This is a genomic window from Methylomonas sp. 2BW1-5-20, assembly GCF_052474515.1.
This window is the reverse complement of sequence record NZ_CP184127.1, coordinates 550,841-568,229: the sequence shown is the minus strand read 5'-3', so window position 1 is coordinate 568,229 and position 17,389 is coordinate 550,841. Positions and strand designations below refer to the sequence as shown.

20 protein-coding genes are annotated in these 17,389 nt (G+C 52.1%); 9 read left to right on the top strand and 11 right to left on the bottom strand.

Annotated features, from left to right (window positions below; genetic code table 11):
* Positions 1-11 precede the first annotated feature (11 nt).
* From lpxB to ACH50O_RS02510, 3 genes are read right to left on the bottom strand one after another with little or no spacing between them, the layout of a single operon-like run.
* Positions 12-1,163, bottom strand: coding sequence for a lipid-A-disaccharide synthase (gene lpxB, locus ACH50O_RS02520; RefSeq protein ID WP_446810486.1), 1,152 nt, complete (start codon positions 1,161-1,163; stop codon positions 12-14).
* 47 nt (positions 1,164-1,210) lie between these two features.
* Entirely contained in the window at positions 1,211-2,308 is a 1,098-nt protein-coding gene (locus ACH50O_RS02515) for a DegT/DnrJ/EryC1/StrS family aminotransferase (RefSeq protein ID WP_446810485.1), read from the bottom strand.
* A 12-nt stretch (positions 2,309-2,320) separates the two neighbouring features.
* Positions 2,321-3,259 (bottom strand): Gfo/Idh/MocA family oxidoreductase, encoded by a 939-nt coding sequence (locus ACH50O_RS02510; RefSeq protein ID WP_446810484.1) that lies wholly within the window; start codon positions 3,257-3,259, stop codon positions 2,321-2,323.
* A 239-nt stretch (positions 3,260-3,498) separates the two neighbouring features.
* Between ACH50O_RS02510 and ACH50O_RS02505 the strand changes: the two genes are divergently transcribed.
* From ACH50O_RS02505 to ACH50O_RS02490, 4 genes are read left to right on the top strand one after another with little or no spacing between them, the layout of a single operon-like run.
* Positions 3,499-4,953 (top strand): hypothetical protein, encoded by a 1,455-nt coding sequence (locus tag ACH50O_RS02505; protein ID WP_446810483.1) that lies wholly within the window; start codon positions 3,499-3,501, stop codon positions 4,951-4,953.
* Between the two features lie 2 nt (positions 4,954-4,955).
* The gene (locus tag ACH50O_RS02500; RefSeq protein ID WP_446810482.1) at positions 4,956-5,462 is read left to right on the top strand and encodes a hypothetical protein; all 507 of its coding nucleotides are present in this window, start codon (positions 4,956-4,958) and stop codon (positions 5,460-5,462) included.
* Between the two features lie 11 nt (positions 5,463-5,473).
* The gene (locus ACH50O_RS02495) at positions 5,474-6,052 is read left to right on the top strand and encodes a hypothetical protein (RefSeq protein WP_446810481.1); all 579 of its coding nucleotides are present in this window, start codon (positions 5,474-5,476) and stop codon (positions 6,050-6,052) included.
* A 13-nt stretch (positions 6,053-6,065) separates the two neighbouring features.
* Positions 6,066-7,682, top strand: coding sequence for a methyl-accepting chemotaxis protein (locus ACH50O_RS02490; RefSeq protein ID WP_446810480.1), 1,617 nt, complete (start codon positions 6,066-6,068; stop codon positions 7,680-7,682).
* A 46-nt stretch (positions 7,683-7,728) separates the two neighbouring features.
* Here ACH50O_RS02490 and ACH50O_RS02485 read toward each other — a convergent pair whose 3' ends face one another.
* Genes ACH50O_RS02485 through ACH50O_RS02470 form a run of 4 tightly spaced genes read right to left on the bottom strand, consistent with a single transcriptional unit; the run spans position 7,729 to position 10,806 of the window.
* A complete protein-coding gene (locus ACH50O_RS02485) occupies positions 7,729-8,145 on the bottom strand; it encodes a Uma2 family endonuclease (protein ID WP_446810479.1) in 417 nt (138 codons plus the stop codon).
* Entirely contained in the window at positions 8,145-8,285 is a 141-nt protein-coding gene (locus ACH50O_RS02480; protein WP_446810478.1) for a hypothetical protein, read from the bottom strand. The genes ACH50O_RS02485 and ACH50O_RS02480 overlap by 1 nt, the downstream gene beginning before the upstream one ends.
* 9 nt (positions 8,286-8,294) lie before the next feature.
* The gene (locus ACH50O_RS02475; protein ID WP_446810477.1) at positions 8,295-10,544 is read right to left on the bottom strand and encodes a heavy metal translocating P-type ATPase; all 2,250 of its coding nucleotides are present in this window, start codon (positions 10,542-10,544) and stop codon (positions 8,295-8,297) included.
* A 52-nt stretch (positions 10,545-10,596) separates the two neighbouring features.
* Entirely contained in the window at positions 10,597-10,806 is a 210-nt protein-coding gene (locus ACH50O_RS02470) for a heavy-metal-associated domain-containing protein (protein WP_446810476.1), read from the bottom strand.
* Positions 10,807-10,926: 120 nt separating this feature from the next.
* On the opposite strand from ACH50O_RS02470, the gene ACH50O_RS02465 reads away from it, so the two are divergent.
* From ACH50O_RS02465 to ACH50O_RS02445, 5 genes are all read left to right on the top strand, one after another.
* Positions 10,927-12,132 carry an EAL and HDOD domain-containing protein gene (locus ACH50O_RS02465; protein WP_446810475.1) on the top strand — a complete coding sequence of 402 codons (1,206 nt, stop codon included), beginning with the start codon at positions 10,927-10,929 and terminating at the stop codon, positions 12,130-12,132.
* Between the two features lie 28 nt (positions 12,133-12,160).
* Positions 12,161-12,577, top strand: coding sequence for a rhodanese-like domain-containing protein (locus ACH50O_RS02460; protein ID WP_446810474.1), 417 nt, complete (start codon positions 12,161-12,163; stop codon positions 12,575-12,577).
* Between the two features lie 22 nt (positions 12,578-12,599).
* A complete protein-coding gene (hflD, locus tag ACH50O_RS02455; protein ID WP_446810473.1) occupies positions 12,600-13,223 on the top strand; it encodes a high frequency lysogenization protein HflD in 624 nt (207 codons plus the stop codon).
* Between the two features lie 7 nt (positions 13,224-13,230).
* Positions 13,231-14,046 carry a bifunctional DNA-formamidopyrimidine glycosylase/DNA-(apurinic or apyrimidinic site) lyase gene (gene mutM, locus ACH50O_RS02450; RefSeq protein WP_446810472.1) on the top strand — a complete coding sequence of 272 codons (816 nt, stop codon included), beginning with the start codon at positions 13,231-13,233 and terminating at the stop codon, positions 14,044-14,046.
* A gap of 192 nt (positions 14,047-14,238) precedes the next feature.
* Positions 14,239-14,604 carry a DUF6164 family protein gene (locus ACH50O_RS02445; RefSeq protein ID WP_446810471.1) on the top strand — a complete coding sequence of 122 codons (366 nt, stop codon included), beginning with the start codon at positions 14,239-14,241 and terminating at the stop codon, positions 14,602-14,604.
* Between the two features lie 7 nt (positions 14,605-14,611).
* Here ACH50O_RS02445 and ACH50O_RS02440 read toward each other — a convergent pair whose 3' ends face one another.
* Genes ACH50O_RS02440 through ACH50O_RS02425 form a run of 4 tightly spaced genes read right to left on the bottom strand, consistent with a single transcriptional unit; the run spans position 14,612 to position 17,379 of the window.
* Positions 14,612-14,848 carry a TIGR02647 family protein gene (locus tag ACH50O_RS02440; RefSeq protein ID WP_446810470.1) on the bottom strand — a complete coding sequence of 79 codons (237 nt, stop codon included), beginning with the start codon at positions 14,846-14,848 and terminating at the stop codon, positions 14,612-14,614.
* Between the two features lie 24 nt (positions 14,849-14,872).
* The gene (locus ACH50O_RS02435; protein ID WP_446810469.1) at positions 14,873-15,646 is read right to left on the bottom strand and encodes a DUF3530 family protein; all 774 of its coding nucleotides are present in this window, start codon (positions 15,644-15,646) and stop codon (positions 14,873-14,875) included.
* Positions 15,647-15,654: 8 nt separating this feature from the next.
* On the bottom strand, positions 15,655-16,725 hold the full coding sequence (locus ACH50O_RS02430) for an AI-2E family transporter (protein ID WP_446810468.1): 1,071 nt from the start codon (positions 16,723-16,725) through the stop codon (positions 15,655-15,657).
* Between the two features lie 18 nt (positions 16,726-16,743).
* The gene (locus ACH50O_RS02425; protein ID WP_446810467.1) at positions 16,744-17,379 is read right to left on the bottom strand and encodes a DedA family protein; all 636 of its coding nucleotides are present in this window, start codon (positions 17,377-17,379) and stop codon (positions 16,744-16,746) included.
* Positions 17,380-17,389: the final 10 nt, after the last annotated feature.

Genomic DNA, 17,389 nt, shown 5'->3' with positions numbered 1-17,389 from the left:
AACCGTATGCCCTATTGCCGGCTTAACATCTCCAACGCCAGCTCCGCCATATTTTTCGAGCCGCCGCCGTCGCCGAGCCGCCGTTTGACTTGCTGCAGTTCATCGATACAGCGCTGTCGATAACCCGCATCGGAAAGCAAGCGGGTAACCTCTGCCGCCAGATTTTCAGCGGTGAGTTGCTCCTGAATCAACTCTTTGACAATGGCCTTGCCGGCGATGATATTTGGCAGACCGATAAACGGTATTTTCACCAGCCGCTTGCCCAACCAGTAACTAAAAGCCGCCAGCCGGTAAACGATCACCATTGGTACGCCTAGCAAGGCTATTTCCAGAGAAGCCGTGCCCGACGTCGTCATCACCGCATCGCAACACTGAATCGCATCGTAAGGCTGCTGTTTTACCACGTTTATCGTGACAGCCCTATTACCCAGATGCATGGCCAGTTCGGCATCGCTGATCGAATCCGCCTGCGGCAATAAAAACTGCAGTGCAGGTTGCCGCTCCGTCAATTTTTCCGCAGCGGCGAGCATAACCGGCAACATGCGTTTGATTTCGTTACTTCGGCTACCGGGTAAAATCCCTACCACAGGCCGGCCGGGATCGAGGCCGAACAAAACCGAATCCTCCGCCCGACTGCGTTGCGGGTGGACTTTATCCACCGAAGGATGGCCGACATAGCGCACCGGCACATTCTCTGCTTCGTAATATCGGGGCTCGAACGGAAAGATTACCGCCATCATGTCTATGGCCTTGCCGTAAGTTTTAACCCGCCCAGGCCGCCAAGCCCATACTTGCGGGCCAACGTAAAACAGCACTTTCACGCCTTGACCTTTGGCAAAGCGCGCCAGTTTTAGATTGAACTCCTTGTAATCGACGCAAACCAGTAAATCGGGCTTTTCATCAGCAATGATTTGCTTCAGCAAATTCAGCGCTCGGAGGGCCTCGCCGTAGTGCTTCAGGATTTCCACCAAACCAATCACGCCAATCCCCGCCGAATCGTAACGCACATCAATGCCGGCCTGGCGCATCTTGCTGCCGCCCATGCCGACACCGCGAATCGCCGGACAACACTGCTTCAGTTCCAAAAACATATTGGCGGCGTGTTGGTCGCCGGAGGATTCGCCGGCGCTGAACAGCACCGTGTAGGCTGGTTGCTTGGTCATTTCAGATTTGTTGGTGGGCTTTGCTCAGCCCACCCTACTTTATTGAATTATGCTGGGAAAACGCCGCGAATCACGCCGACGATTTGCTTGACGGTATCGTCGCTCAGATTGGAGCAAATCGGCAACGAGAAACAACGCGCCGCCACCGATTCGGTAACCGGCAAGGAGATACCGGCACACTCTTCCTTGAAAACGTTTTGTTGATGCAGCGGCACCGGATAATACACCGCACAAGCGATCTGCCGGTCTTGCAGCGCTTTCATCACCTCATCGCGGCGGTCCGACAACAAGGTATATTGATGATAAACATGCACGCCGATGCCGTCTTCATACGGCGTAGTCAGCGGCAGATCGGCCATTAATTCCGAATACAAATGCGCGGCATGGCGACGAGCCGAATTGTATTGGTCGATGCGTTTTAATTTGGCGCGCAACACCACTGCCTGTAATTCGTCCAACCGGCTGTTATAACCCACCACGTCGTGGTAATAGCGCACGTCCGAACCATGATTGCGGTATTGCTTGATCTTGGCGGCGGTCTCGTCGGAATCGGTGGTCACCAAGCCGCCGTCGCCGAAGCAACCCAAATTCTTGCTGGGGAAGAAACTAAAACCGGCCGCGTTGCCGAAACTACCGGTTTGCTTGTTATAAACGGTCGCACCGAAAGATTGCGCGCAGTCTTCTATCAATTTCAAACCGTGCTTGTCGCAAATAGCCTTGATAGCTGGCAAATCCACGGGCTGGCCGAATAAATGGACCGGCATCACCGCCTTGGTTTTGGCAGTAATCGCTTTTTCGATATTTGCCGGGGTGATATTGAATGTACCCGGATCGATATCGACAAATACAGGTTTGGCGCCGACATATTTGATCGCTTCGGCGGTGGCGATAAAGGTAAACGCACTGGTAATCACCTCGTCGCCTGAGGCTATTCCTTCGGCCAATAAGGCTAGATGCAAGGCATCGGTACCCGAGGCGCAACCGATAGCATGTTTGACGCCCAAATAGGCTGCGGCTTCTTTTTCGAAAGCCTGTACATTCGGCCCCAGGATAAACGCGCAATTATTAAGGGTTTCGGTGAAACCGCCGACGATTTCATCTTGAATTTCCGCATACTGCGCCTGCAGATTGACCATGGGGATCATAGTGACAGCCCTTTATCGATGGGTTAAGAATTTGGTGATTTCTATCGCGGTAGCCAGGGCTTTGCGGCCGGCTTCGCCGGGAACCAGCGGATTTTCGCCGGTCTTGATGCAATTGACAAAATGTTTAATCTCATCAAGCAGGGCGTCGCCGCTTTCGAATACCGATTCCTCGGTAACGATTTCCGGGATGCCTGGGAACATTTCCTTCTCGCCAGTTCTATGTTTAATCAAAACCCGATTTTGAAAATCCACGGAAATATAGGAACAGGGGCGGAACATCCGCATTTTACGTTCCATTTTCATGCTGATCCGGCTGGCCGTGACGTTGGCGACGCAACCGTTCTTAAAGGTGATACGGGCGTTGGCGATGTCTGTGCCTTGCGTGAGTACCGCCGTGCCGCTGGCATCGATTTTCTCAATTTCCGAATCCACCAAAGCTAAAATAATGTCGATATCGTGAATCATCAGGTCCAGCACCACGCTGACGTCGTTGGCGCGGGGATTGAACGGCGACAAGCGGTGCGATTCGATGAACAGAGGTTTGTCTTCCAGCTTTTCCAAACCGCGTACGGCGGGATTAAAACGCTCCAGATGACCTACCTGCAAAATGACGTTCTTTTCCTTGGCTAACTCGATCAGTTCGTCAGCTTCCTCGACCGTAACGGTAATCGGCTTTTCCACCAACACATGCGCGCCGGCATTTAAAAAATCCTTGGACACCTTGTGATGATAAATAGTCGGCACCACGATACTGACTGCATCGACTTGGCCCAGCAAATCCTGGTAATCCGTCAAAGCCTGAGTACCGTGTTTTTCCGCAACTTGTTGGGCCGCCTCGGCATTGATGTCTACCACTGCCACCAATTCGCAATCTTTCAACGACGCATATTTTTCCGTATGAAATTTCCCCAAATATCCGGCACCGATCACGGCACATTTCAATTTACTCATAAACGACCTAAGCTTGATTCGCGGTTTCCCAGCCTCTGATAGCAACGCGCCGGGCATAAAACCGTTCATTGTAACATTAGAATCCGTGTTGAATAAGCCGCGCGGTCATTCGTAAGCAGATCGCTGAATTGGCAGCGAAATATCGCGCAACTTGTAATGCAGGCAAAAGCAACTAATCTTGGATTCTGACCAAGATTCCTAATCAAACGTAGTCCTAGGCTTACACGGAAGAGACAGATATGAACGCTAAAAATCAGCTAATGGTCGTCACCCTGCTTAGCTTGGCGGGCCAAACCGGCAGCTGGGCGTCGGCGACGGAAGACGAGCATATTCGGCAAATTGTACAAAGCGTGCTTAAGGAAAAAGACCGGAAAATCGAACAGTTGGAAGCGCGTATCAAGCAACTGGAACAAGAACGCACCGGCACCGTCCCGGCCGTTTCAAATCAGCCTGCGGCCTTAGCCGAAACACAACAACCCGTGCCGGTAAAAACTGTCAGTACAGGTAAACCTGAACCGACATTGGATAACAAACTCAAGGCGCTGGACAAAAAAATTAACGACTTGAAAGAAGCTGCGGAAGCCGATGGGCTACAAATCAGCGGTTTTTTCGACGTCAATGCGAAAACCAGCAATTCCACCGACCAAACTTTTAGCGTGGGTTCGGTGGAATTGGACTTGGACTACGTACATGACAATCATTTCGGCGCCAGTACGGCATTAGTGTTGTGCGGTAACTCTTCCAACACCGATTACGCCGCACCCGTTTCTGTGACGTGCGGAAACAGCGGGCCGGGAGGGCTAAGCGGCGGCGGCACGGCAGCCGGCTTTGCGGTCGCTTTGGTCGACTACCATTTGTATAACGACCGCATCCCGCCGCGCGGCCGAATTTTCAACAACCAAGGCTTGCATGTTCAGGCCGGCCGTTTCGACTTGCCTTTTGGCAGCGACTATCAATATTTTGCCAATAAGGACAGAATCACAATCACAGCCCCCCTGACCACCTCCAGAATGCAACTAGGTGGTTACAACGGCGATGGCGTGCGTTCGTACGGTTCTTTCGGCATGTTCAATTATTCCGCTTTCTGGACCGACGCAATGTACGCGAACGACGGCCACGCAATTGGCGGCCGTCTGGGCATGGCGGTCGGCCAAAACACTTACAAAATTCACAACACAAGTCCGGAAGGCATAGAAATTGGCGTATCGCACCTTAGCGAGCTCGATCGAAACAATAACATCCGGAACACTGTTTACGGCGCCGACCTCAGCATCGGCTACGGTATGCTAAGGTTAAATAACGAAGTGATGCTACTACAATCGCATCAGGCAGTATTTCTGGACCCGGACGGAAATATAGTGCCCGACTTTTCAGACGCTAACACGCCTTTCGGCAAAGGCCATCAACTCGGTTATCACTCAACCTTGATAGCAGACCTCGAGAACTTAACCAAACAGCCAATTCATGCATTTGTCCGATACAGCAGCTGGAAACCTTCCCAAAAACTGGGTCTGGATTTTGACGGCAGCACCGTCGCCATAAACGATATATCGATGTTAAGTTTAGGACTTAACTACAAATTCAACGATCATGTACGAATCAAATTTGAATACAACGATTCCTTGGGAACTTGGATCGCTGAACGATACTTCGACAAAAAAATGGGTATAGCCCAAATTGTGATGTCATTCTGACCATGAACAAGCTTCTGTATAAATGCTTATCGACTGCCGGCACCGGTTTGCTGTTACTATTATTCGCTCACGGCGCACATACCGCCAACGAGAATCCGCACCTCATTTCCAAGCAGACACCGCTAGCAGGGTGTACTAACTGCCACAACACAGCGCCGGCATTTAAAGACGAAGGGATTTTGCATAGCAAAAACATGCCGGTCGATCAAACCACCTTCAGCAAGGACGGGGTGGCGATGTGCTCAGCCTGCCACAACCCCAACCAAGGCCACAAAGTTGGCTTAAATATCGATTTCCCGGTACCTGCCGACCTGCCGTTGAATGAAGAAAACGACATCACCTGTCTGACTTGCCACTACACGCACGGCAAACTGGATAGTGATCGTCCGCAAGCCAGTCACAGCTTCATGGATAAGCTGATGAATGCCGAAAGGCTGAAGAAAAGCTTTTTACTGCGCCGCAACAATAGCGACGGCGAACTTTGTCTAACTTGTCATAACGTCAACTAAGGTTCCAACCCATGAACAACACCTCTCAACGCCGTCAGGTTTTTATAAAAAAAGATTTCCAAGGCCGGTTTATCCTCGGCGCCTTTGCGCTGATACTGTTATCCGGTTTATGTTCGGCGCTGCTGATTTACTGGATGACCGGCGGCGACCTGCAAGCGCAGTCGCAATCGGCACACGCCAGTATCGTCAACGCCTCGGAACGACTGGGTATTTCGATTTTGATCGGCAACTTGGTCGCGATATTAGCCGCCGGCGGGATTGCGGTCGGCACCGTACTCTACGCCTCGCATAAGATCGCCGGCCCCTTGTACCGCTTCGAAACCTTGTGCCAGGAAGTAGGCAAAGGCAATCTGGATACAGTCACGCATCTGCGAGAAAACGATCAGCTACAGGATTTGGCTCAATCCTTTTCAACCATGGTCGCCAACCTGCGCAACCGCCGCGACCACCGCCAGCGCTTACTCGCCGAACTCGATCAGCAAATCGGCCGGTGCTTGATTAACAGCGGCACGGAACTGTCTCCGACCCAACACGAGGCCATCTCAGTATTAGCGAACTTGGTTGCCGAACTGGAAAAATTAGAAAAATAACCATCAAAACCTCATGTTTAAAAACACCTCGATTAAATCCACACTTATCTTAATTGCTTCGGCACTGGCCATTGCCAATCTATTGTTTGTCGTTTCGTTATGGCAGGCCTTTCAATCTATCGACGACAATTTGCAACAAGCCACTGAAAAACAGAACACCTCGGACTATCTATCGCATGTGCGTTTTCACATCGTGCAAATTCAACAGTTTCTTACCGACGTAGGCGCCACGCATGGCGATGGCGGCTTTGCGGAAGCTAAGCAAAATCTGGACGCCGCATTCGACAATCTGGACAAAGCCGCGCAAACCCAACCATCCCTGCAAGCGCAAACGGCATCCTTGAAACAACAGATTCAGGTCATGCACGATGCCGGTGTAAAAATGGGCTGGGACTATATCAATCTGGGTAACGAAGCCGGCACGGCAACCATGAAAGCGCCCGGCACGGGACTGGACGACACCGCGGTTCGCCTAACCGGTGAATTGAATACTCTCACCGAGCAGTTGGATCGGGAGTTAAATCAAGCCAAACTACAATTAAGTTCGTCCTTACACGATTACAGCCTAACGCGCATAGCATTTTCCATCGCACTATTGCTGTTTGTAATTGCTTGCCTGGGCATGCTTTATTTCAAAATCGAACCGCCATTAACTGCGCTACAAAGATCCTTACGCGTGTTAAAGCAAGGCGGCGGTGATTTGACCAGACGAATCCCCCACGAAGGCGAGGATGAAGTCGGGGTCATCGTCAAGCTGTTCAACGAATTTTTAAGCCTGTTACATGGCTTGATGCGGCAAGTGGCCATGGAGTCCCAACAATTGACCACCGCAGCCGATCGCCTGAGCCAAATGTCCGAGCGGGTACAACAAGACATTCTGAAACAACAGTTAGGTACGGATCAGGTGGCCGCCACGGTCACGGAGTTATCCGCCACGGTGACCGAAGTGTCGAACAACACCTATAACGCCGCCCAGACGGCGCAGAAAAGCAGCCAAGCCGCCAATAATGGCAGGGCCGTCGTTAACAACACCGTAAACTCCATTCATGCCCTCTCCAACAACATCGACAGAGCGAGCAGCGTCATCGGCAACGTCGAGCACAATTGCGTGAATGTCAGCTCGGTGCTGGATGTGATTCAAAGCATCGCCGACCAAACCAACTTACTGGCGCTGAATGCCGCGATAGAGGCTGCCCGAGCGGGCGAACAAGGCCGGGGCTTTGCAGTGGTGGCCGACGAAGTGCGGACGCTGGCCAGCCGCACCCAGGATTCCACCCACGAAATTCAAGCGATGATAGAACGCTTACAGCAAGGCTCGCGGGAAGCGGTAAAAGCGATGACCGAAAGTCAGAATCAAGCCAGGGAAACCGTCGCGGTGATCGAGAGCACCGGCGAGTTGTTGGATAACATTTCCAACATGGTGGCGCAAATTTCCGATATGAACACGCATATCTCGGATGCGGTGAAAGAACAGACCATTGTGGTGGAACACATCAATCAGAACGTCAACTCGATTAACGAAGTAACTATCAACAACACCATGGATGCAGAGCAAACCGCGCAAGAAGCGCATCATTTACAAAAAATCGCCAGCAATTTGCAATCCACTATTTCGCAGTTCAAACTGTAAATTCCACGCCGTTGTTTGCGCCGACAAAGGCGCAAACAACGGCCCCTTACTGCTCAAATACCTCCGCCAAAGGCAAAATCAACTCCGGCAAACTCAACAAGAGCATATTGTCCTCGGCACCGAATACATCGGCACTGCCATAACGGCCGTCATCGCCCAGAAAAAAGCGTTGCAGATAATTCTCCAACGGGTCGATCACCACATATTCGCGCACCCCGGCCCGTTCGTAGAGTGCTCTCTTTTCGCGCATATCCTTTAGCGCAGTGCTGGGGGACAAGACCTCCATCACCAAATCCGGCGCGCCGTGTATTGCTTTTTCGCCGATCTTTTCCGGCTTGCAGACTACCAACAAATCCGGTTGCACCACATCGTGTTCGGAGAGAATTACGTCCACTGGTGCTATAAAAGGTTTGCAAGGCTTACCTTTCAAGCCGTTTTTTAACTTCGTGGCAATAGTGATCACTACATTTTGAGCTTGATACTCGGCGCCGGACTCATATCGTAGGGTACGCCGTCGATTAACTCCCAACGCTCTTCGTCCGGCCAAGCCAGATAATCGTCGACGCTGAACTGTCGTGCGGACGAACTCGGTACGCTATTCATTTTTCGCGCTTACTTAATATCCAGTTTAATCCAGCGCAAGCGGTTGGCATTGCTGACGACGGTTACAGACGACATCGCCATTGCCGCGCCGGCAATCATTGGGTTCAACAATATGCCAAACAACGGATACAGTAAGCCGGCCGCAACCGGAATACCGATAGTGTTATAAAAAAACGCACCCAACAGGTTTTGCTTGATATTACTGACCGTCAATTTGGACAGCGCCATCGCTTCCGGCACTTTGGATAACGAGCCTTGCAGCAACACAATATCGGCACTTTCTATCGCCACATCGGTACCGGTACCGATCGCGAATCCGACATCGGCTTGCGCCAGAGCCGGCGCATCGTTAATGCCGTCGCCGACCATGCCGACAATTTCGCCTTGCTGTTGCAAGGCTTTGACCACCGCGGCCTTATCCTGCGGCAACACTTGCGCGCGCACTTCGTGTATCCCGGCTTGCGCCGCGATGGCTTTCGCGGTGATCTCGTTATCGCCCGTCACCATCAACACCCGGATTCCGTTCTGCCGTAATTTATGTATTGCTACGGCGGAATCGGGTTTGATCGGATCGGCCACGGAAACAATACCGACCACCGCGTTCTCTACAGCCAAAAACATCGGCGTTTGGCCTTTTGCCGCCAATTCGGCCATTTTTTCGCGATAAGCGCTAGCATCGACACCTTGTTCCGCAAGCAATGCCGCATTGCCGAACAAGCATTGTTGATCGGCAATACGCCCGACGATACCGTGACCGGCAACTGCCTGGAATTTTCTGACCTTATCCAGCTTCAATTGCTGCTGCTCCGCCGCGACTAAGATCGCCGCCGCCAAGGGATGCTCGGAACCGGCTTCCAAACTAGCGGCGAGCTGCAACACTTGGGCTTGGTTATAATCGCCAAAAGCGATCACTTCGGCCAACCCGGGCTTGCCGGCTGTCACGGTGCCGGTCTTATCCAAAACGATACATGTCAGTTTACCGGCGCTTTGTAAGGCTTCGCCCTTGCGGATTAATATGCCCATTTGCGCGGCACGGCCGACCGCCACCATCACCGAAATCGGCGTAGCCAGACCCAATGCACACGGACAGGCGATGACCAGCACCGTCATTGAAGTCACAAACGCATAACCCAAGGCGGGATCGGGCCCGATGGCCAGCCATATGAAAAAGGTAAGCACCGAGATCGCGACCACGGTCGGCACAAACACTGCGGAAATTTTGTCGGCCAGCTTGGCGATGGCCGGCTTGCTGTTTTGCGCTTGCCGCACACTTTGAATAATCTGCGCCAAGGCGGTATCGCGGCCGATGCGCGTCGCGCTGAATAAGAAACTGCCTTGCTGATTGATGGTGCCGGCAGCGACGCTGGAACCTTCCACTTTTTCCACCGGCATCGATTCACCGGTCAGCATGGACTCGTCGATGGTCGAATGCCCTTCCAGTACCACGCCATCGACGGCGATCTTTTCCCCCGGTCTGACCCGCAAGGTTTCACCGAGTCCCACTTGTTCGATAGGGATGTCGATGTCTTGCCCCTCGCGCACGACGCGGGCGGTCCTCGGTTGCAAACCGATCAAAGCCCGTATCGCCGCCGAAGTTTTACCGCGCGCCCTAGTCTCCAAAGCGCTACCCAGATTGATGAACGCCAAAATCACCGCCGAGGCCTCGAAGTAAGCGTGCGCCGACAGCGAAGGTAGTTGACTGGAATAGTCGATGACGATACAGGAATAGAACCACGCCGATCCGGTACCTAGTGCAATCAACGTATCCATATTGGCCTGCTTAACCAACAACAATTTAAGCGCGCTATGAAAAAAATGCCCGCCGGAATAGAACAGCACGGCCAAGGTCAGCAGGGCTACCTCGGACCAAAACACCGTACCGACGGAGCTTCCCATCATCGGAAACCAATCCAGATGCGCGCCCAGCATCAAGGGTAAACCCAAAGCACCCGCCACGCCGGCCTTAAGAAGTAAATCGCGATAGCGCTCCGCTTCCTGTCTTTCCTCTTCGCCTGGGTCTTCCAGGCCCTCCATCACCGCCGCGTCGTAGCCGGCGGATTTTAAGGCCAGCTTCATCGCTTGATGCTCAGGGTTACCGGCGACGGTAGCGGAATGATCGGCAAAATTCACGACAACCGATGCCACGCCCGGCACCGCCTCCAACGCCGTTTCCACGGCAGTGACGCAACCGGCGCAACGCATACCGAGTATCGATAGGCGTACTTCCTGTTGCGGATTAGTTGCTTGATCTGCACTCATGATTGGATTCCCGAACATTGTCATTCCGAACGCGGCGAAGCGCTATTGTGGTTTATTCGACCTTAAATCCGGCATCGCTGATAACGTCTTCAATTTCGTCCAGGTTGGTTTGAGCGGGATCGAATTCGACATCCACCCGGTTATCCTTATGCGAGGCCTGCACCGTTACCACGCCGGCTATTGCCGATACTTTGCCGACGATGTTATTTTCACAACCGCCGCATTTCATACCGCTTACTGTTAATGTCGCTGATTCGGACATGTTTATCTCCTTATGATTCAAATTAAGACCGGCCCGCCTCTCTCGACTTAATCTCGTTTAACATGGTATAAGGCGCGACCAATTCGCATGATAGTGCAATGTCCGGGAGCCCGTAAATAAATGACAGATTTTCTGATTGGCCGACAGCAAATTCTGGACCGCCATCTCGATACCTTTGCCTACGAAATATTATTCAGAGGACACGATTTTGACCTGAGCTTGAAAGATGGTGCCGCCAGCGCCACAAATCAAGTCATCACCGACACCATTCTGGAAATCGGCCTGAACGAATTAGTCGGCCCGCATAAAGCCTTTATTAACTTCACCACGCAAAACATACTCGACAAAACCCCGCTGCATCTACCAAAGGACCGGATCGTCATCGAAGTTTTGGAAAGTGTCGCTATCGATGCTCATATCGTCGCCAATCTGCGGGAATTGTCGCAACTCGGCTACACCATCGCACTGGACGATTTCGTACTGACACCGGAGTGGCTGCCCCTACTGGAGTTTGCGGACATCATAAAGCTGGATGTGATGGCCGACGGCCTGGAGGGCACGAAACAGCTAATTGAACAGCTGAAACCCTACAAGCTTCGCCTGCTGGCGGAAAAAGTGGAAACCCATCAACAATTCGAAACCCTGCGCGATTGGGGATGCGAACTTTTTCAAGGCTTTTTCTTCAGCAAACCCAATATCGTCGAAGGTAAACGGATCGGCGTAAGCCAAACCGCCGCCATCCAATTATTGTCCATCGTCAACAAACAGGATGTCAGCTTTGCGGAAATCGGCAAGATAGTCTCGCAAGATGTCGGTATCAGTTTTAAATTGCTGCATTACCTGAACTCCGCCTTCTTCGGCCTCCCCCAAAAAATAGAGTCGATTCAACATGCGATAGCCTGTTTGGGCTTGATCGAGATCAAGCGCTGGATCAACATTCTGACCCTGTCGTCATTATCCGACAAGCCGTCTTCCGTGCTGCAAAACGTGCTGATCCGCGCCAAAATGTGCGAACTGCTGGCGCAGGAAAGCAAGGCGGATCCGGAGCATTACTTTCTGATCGGCATGCTTTCCGGCTTGGACAGTCTGTTGGACTTGCCTCTAACCAAAGTACTGGAACAATTGCCGTTGGCGGAAGATGTCGGAGACGCCGTTTTGAATTATCGCGGCAACGCCGGTGAAGCGTTACAATTTTGCATCGCCTATGAGCGCTGGGAGCCGGGTCTTACCACGTTTCGCGACATTGGCCCAGAACGCATCGCCAATATTTATCTGGAAAGCATAGACTGGTGGGCAACCCGCATATTACCTTTCCTCGCTGCTTGAGCCTTTTACCGGACGTACCGAGTCGACTATGGCACTAAGATTAATCTCATTCTGGCTGGGCTGCGTGGCCGCCGCCTGTCTTTACGCCGCCGAGCTTGGTCAAGTGTCGGCGGAACAGTTGTTAAGCATGCAACAAAATAGCAATGCCTTAGTTGTGGACGTGCGCACTGCGGCGGAATGGCAAGCCACCGGCGTCATAGCCGATAGCCAAAAGCTGGAATCATTCGACAGTAACGGCCGCTTCGAGCAGGAAAAATGGCTGGTTAACCTAGAGAAGCTGAAATCCTCGCCGGAACAACCGGTGATTTTGGTCTGCCGTTCCGGTAATCGTAGCGGCAAAATCGGCCAAATTCTGACCGAACAGCTGGGTATGAAAAATGTTTACCATTTATCCAACGGCATCCAGTCCTGGATTAAATCGGGCCACCCTGTCAAAACCGATTGATAGCCCCACCCTACAAGTCGATATGTCCCTAAATACACTCAGCAATCAAACCATAGCCTTAGCCGGTATCGCCCAGGCCTGTTCGCTGGTTCATCAACTGGCGACAACCGGCAACTGCCAAAGCTCGGCGCTGGAAGCCAGCATAGCCAGTCTGCTGAAAATTGATGCCGACAGCGTGTTAGACATTTACGGCGGATTATCCGGTATAGAACATGGCCTGCAACAGCTCACGACCCAATTGGGAAGCCGGGTGCTGGCCAGTCCTGAGCAAGCCCGTTACGCCGCGCAGATAGTCTATTTGCAAAAACAATTGGCCGCGAAACCCGACATGCAGAAGACAATACAGGGTGGCGTCGGCAAAGCCCAATCGCAAGCCCAACATTTCGGCATACTGCACGAGAATGTATTAGCCAATCTGGCCGATGTATATCACAGCACCATCAGCACATTACAGCCCCGTATCATGGTGCAGGGCGATCAGCAATACCTGGGAACGCCAAGCACCGTCAACAAGATCCGTGCCTTATTGTTGGCGGGTATTCGCGCCACGCTGTTGTGGCGGCAATGCGGCGGCAGCCGCTGGAAGCTGCTGTTCTTCCGGAAAAAAATCCAGGACGAAGCAAAGTTCTTACTTACCCAAATCTGACACAAACATGCCGGAATTGCCCGAGGTTGAAACCAGTCGGCGCGGCATAGCGCCGCATATTGCAGGAAAAGTCTTCAAATCCGTGATCGTGCGTCACCCGCAGCTACGTTGGCCGGTGCCGGAATCGTTAGCAAAAGATTTACCCAGCCAACGCCTGGATAGCGTCGAACGCCGCGGCAAATACTTATTGCTCAGCACGGCGCGCGGCACGCTCATTTTGCACCTGGGCATGTCCGGGAATTTGCGAATCACGACACCCGAGCAAGCGCTACGCAAACACGATCATATCGATTTTATTTTTACCGACGACACCGTGCTGCGCTTTAACGACCAGCGCCGGTTTGGCGCGGCATTATGGACTTCCGACGACGTAATGACCCACCCATTATTGGCGGCGCTGGGACCCGAGCCGCTGTCGGCGGAATTCGATACGGCCTATCTGCAACAGCGCGCCGCCACTCGCGCTACACCTATCAAATCCTTGATTATGGACAGCCATATTGTGGTCGGCGTTGGCAATATATACGCCAGCGAAGCCTTGTTTTTGGCGGGAGTTCAGCCAACACGACCGGCTGCCAAACTGAATACACGCGAATACGGTGCATTGGTTGCGGCAATAAAAACAGTATTGCAACTAGCCATAGACAAAGGCGGCACCACCTTACGCGACTTTAGCAATGCGGAAGGCAAACCCGGCTATTTCAAGCAATCCCTACAAGTCTATGGCCGCGCGGGTGAAGCCTGCCATCGTTGCGAAGAACCGATTCAACAACTCAAAATCGGCCAACGCGCCAGTTATTTTTGCGCCAGTTGCCAGCACTGAACCGAACGCATCGGTCTTGCCGCCAACAGGCATCATAATGACTAAACGCCCGCCGCTACAGGCTGATGAACAATCTATAAACAGCTTCCGGCCATTCGTCAGTTCATCGTAAAGATGGGTAAAACATAGGCTTAACTCTCGATGAAAGCTAATTGCTTTATAATCGCCGCTCCCGTAAATATAGTGCCGGCCATGACGATTTTATTTTTCTCGCTAAGAGGCGTGCCCAACGACGAGGCCGACGATGTTCGCCAATTGCTGACCAGTAACGATATTGAGTTTTACGAGACGTCGGCTGGCAACTGGGGAATTTCCATGCCGGCCATCTGGCTATATCGACACGAGGATTTCAATAAAGCCAGACTGCTATTCAACGAGTATCAACAACAACGCCGCCTTTACCAACGCGAACGCTATCTGCAACTCAAGGCCCAGGGCGAAAACAACGGCTTTTTACGCCACAACTTAAATAAACCGATACGATTCCTCGCTTATAACTTGGTAATCGGCCTGGTTTTATACGTTTCGTTGAAATGGTTATTTGAACTGGGGTTTTGATCCGCGCTCAATTCGACTTCAATATCGTCAGCATCCGTTGCGCATGTTCAGCCACTTCTATTCCCAAGTCGGTCAGATAACCGCCATCGTGCTGAGTTACCAGCCCCTTGTCGAACAGGCGTTGCGCCGCGCCGATCAAGCCCGGATCGGCATTGCCGTGTACCTTGACGCCCTCTTGCGCGGACTCCAGATTGAACAAAGATAAAAGTTTGATTTCCGCGACCAATTCGTCGGTTAAAAACATGTGTCACACCTTATGTAATAATTATTAATTTTCGCTGACCGTCGCGGTCAGCCAACTGTATACGCGCTTAACAAGCAATTCGTAATCTTGTTGATAGCCATGATCCTCGCCATCCATTCTTATCTGCCGGAACACCGGATTGTCCTTCCCTGCCATGCGCCGTTGCCGGGCAGTATCGATCACCGCGGGCAAATCGAATTCGGCATAAACATCTAGAAAAGGCAGCTGCACTTTTTTAATCAACTCGAGACTCTGCGCCTGGGGAGCCGTGGTTTGCGGCACCGGCAAACTGATCGACACCAGCGCCATGACGTCGTTGGGTTTATCGCCGAGCCGATACGCCGCCATCAAGGCGCCCATGCCATAACCCACAATCGCGATATGTTTCGCGCCACTTTTCAGCAAATACTCGACAGCGGCATTGATGCGATCTCGCGCCTCGTCAAACAGCGGATAATAATCGTCCGTTCGCGCACCGCTTTCCCTGATCGGCATTTGCAAAGACAAGCTGGCCCAATTGTGTAACGGTAATGCGGTTCGCATGCGGTGAACCAAAGGTTTTGCATCGGGATGCTCGCCCATCTCGTGCAATACGATAACGACGTTGCTGTTATCGGTTTTTTCCGCTTCGGTATAAAGCCCCAGAAAGGGCTGATCGGCAACCTTCAACCATACCGCCTGCCCCATTGTCAGCTGTTGCTGTATTTCCGTAGCGTAATCCTGTTCGCGGCGACTATCGCTCGCCTGTCCTATCGGAGTTAAACCCACCAATACCGCCAATAACGCCGCTCTGCGCATGGCCAATGTTACCCGTTACTGTAAAAACCGCTAAAAGTATAGCGTTCATGAACGTGCCGCAGCAGTACCATGATCACCGAGGCCACCGGCAGCGCTAACAATACCCCTAAAAACCCGAACAAGCGGCCGCCGGCCAATACCGCAAACATGACCGCCACCGGATGCAAACCAATTTTGTTACCCACCAGCCAGGGCGTCAGCAGCATGCCTTCGATGCTCTGCCCGACGCCAAATACGATCAATACCGGCAATAGATGCATAGCGTCCTGAAATTGCAATAAAGCCGATATACAAGCAAAAACAATCCCGGTAATCGCTCCCATATACGGTACGAAGCTGACCAAGCCGGCCATCATGCCGATCACCAAAGCCAATTCCAGATCGACCAGCCATAAACCAAAGCTGTAAATCACGCCCAGCGCCAACATGACGTAAAACTGACCGCGCATGAACGCACCCAACACATCGTCGGCCTCGCCAGCCAGTTTCGCGACAGTGCCGGCAAAGCGGCGCGGAAACAAATCGTGAATTTGCGTCATCAATTTATCCCAATCGCGCAGCAGATAAAAAGTGATCACGGGAATCAACACCAAATTCATCACCCAGCCAATGACTAAGGCACCGGAATGCGAGACCGACTCGAACAGGCTTTCGGCGGCACCGTCGCCGTTTTGCCAATGACTTTTGATCAAGACAATCAATTGATCTTCTCGCAACGGCCGGATGCTTCGCCCCACATACTTTTGTAAAACCGGGATCACCGATTTGTTTATCCAGTTCAGATAAGACGGCAGTTTGTCGATGAACTCGCCGATCTGATATTCCAAAGCCGGAATAATAACGATCAACAGCGCGGCAATAAAAAAAATGATGCCGGAAAAAACCACCATAACAGCCAGCGTTCGATTTAAACGCCAACCCCGAATTTGCAAGGTCTCCAGCCTATCCACCACCGGATCGCCGAGATAGGCGAGAATGGCCGCAAACGCAAATGGCATTAGCACCGGCGCCAACAAATACAGCAGGCCGCCGAAGGCCAAGACAAACGCCAGAACAAACCATTTTTGCGAATCGCTCATCTCAACCATTTTCCTTACCTATTGGCGGGCTTGCTTACGCGCTTTCCAGACTTCCAATACAATCGGCAACACGGACACCAGCACTATCCCCAAAATGACCAGTTCGAAATTCTGCTTCACCACCGGGATATTGCCGAAAAAATAGCCGGCAAACACACAGACCAGCACCCAAGCGATGCCGCCGACAATATTGTATAAAATGAAGTAACTGTAGGACATCCGGCCGATACCGGCGACAAACGGCGCAAAAGTGCGCACAATCGGCACAAACCGCGCCAAAACGATGGTTTTGCCGCCGTAGGTATCGTAAAACGCTTGAGCGCGATCCAGATGTTCGCGGTTTACCCAACTTAAGGAATAAGCCCGTTGGCCTATACTCCGGCCTATCCAATAGTTAACGGTATCACCCAATATCGCCGCAAAAGCCAGCACCCCGAGCAATACCGGCAAATTAAACGCATCCATCGCCACAAAAGCGCCGGCGGCGAACAACAAGGAGTCGCCCGGTAAAAACGGCATCACCACGAAACCGGTCTCGACAAAAATAACGATAAACAAAATCGCGTAAGTCAGCGTACCGTATTCGCCAATGATGTTGGCCAAATGTTTATCGATATGCAGCAGGATGTCGATCAGATAGTGTAGCCAGTCCATGTGTCACTCT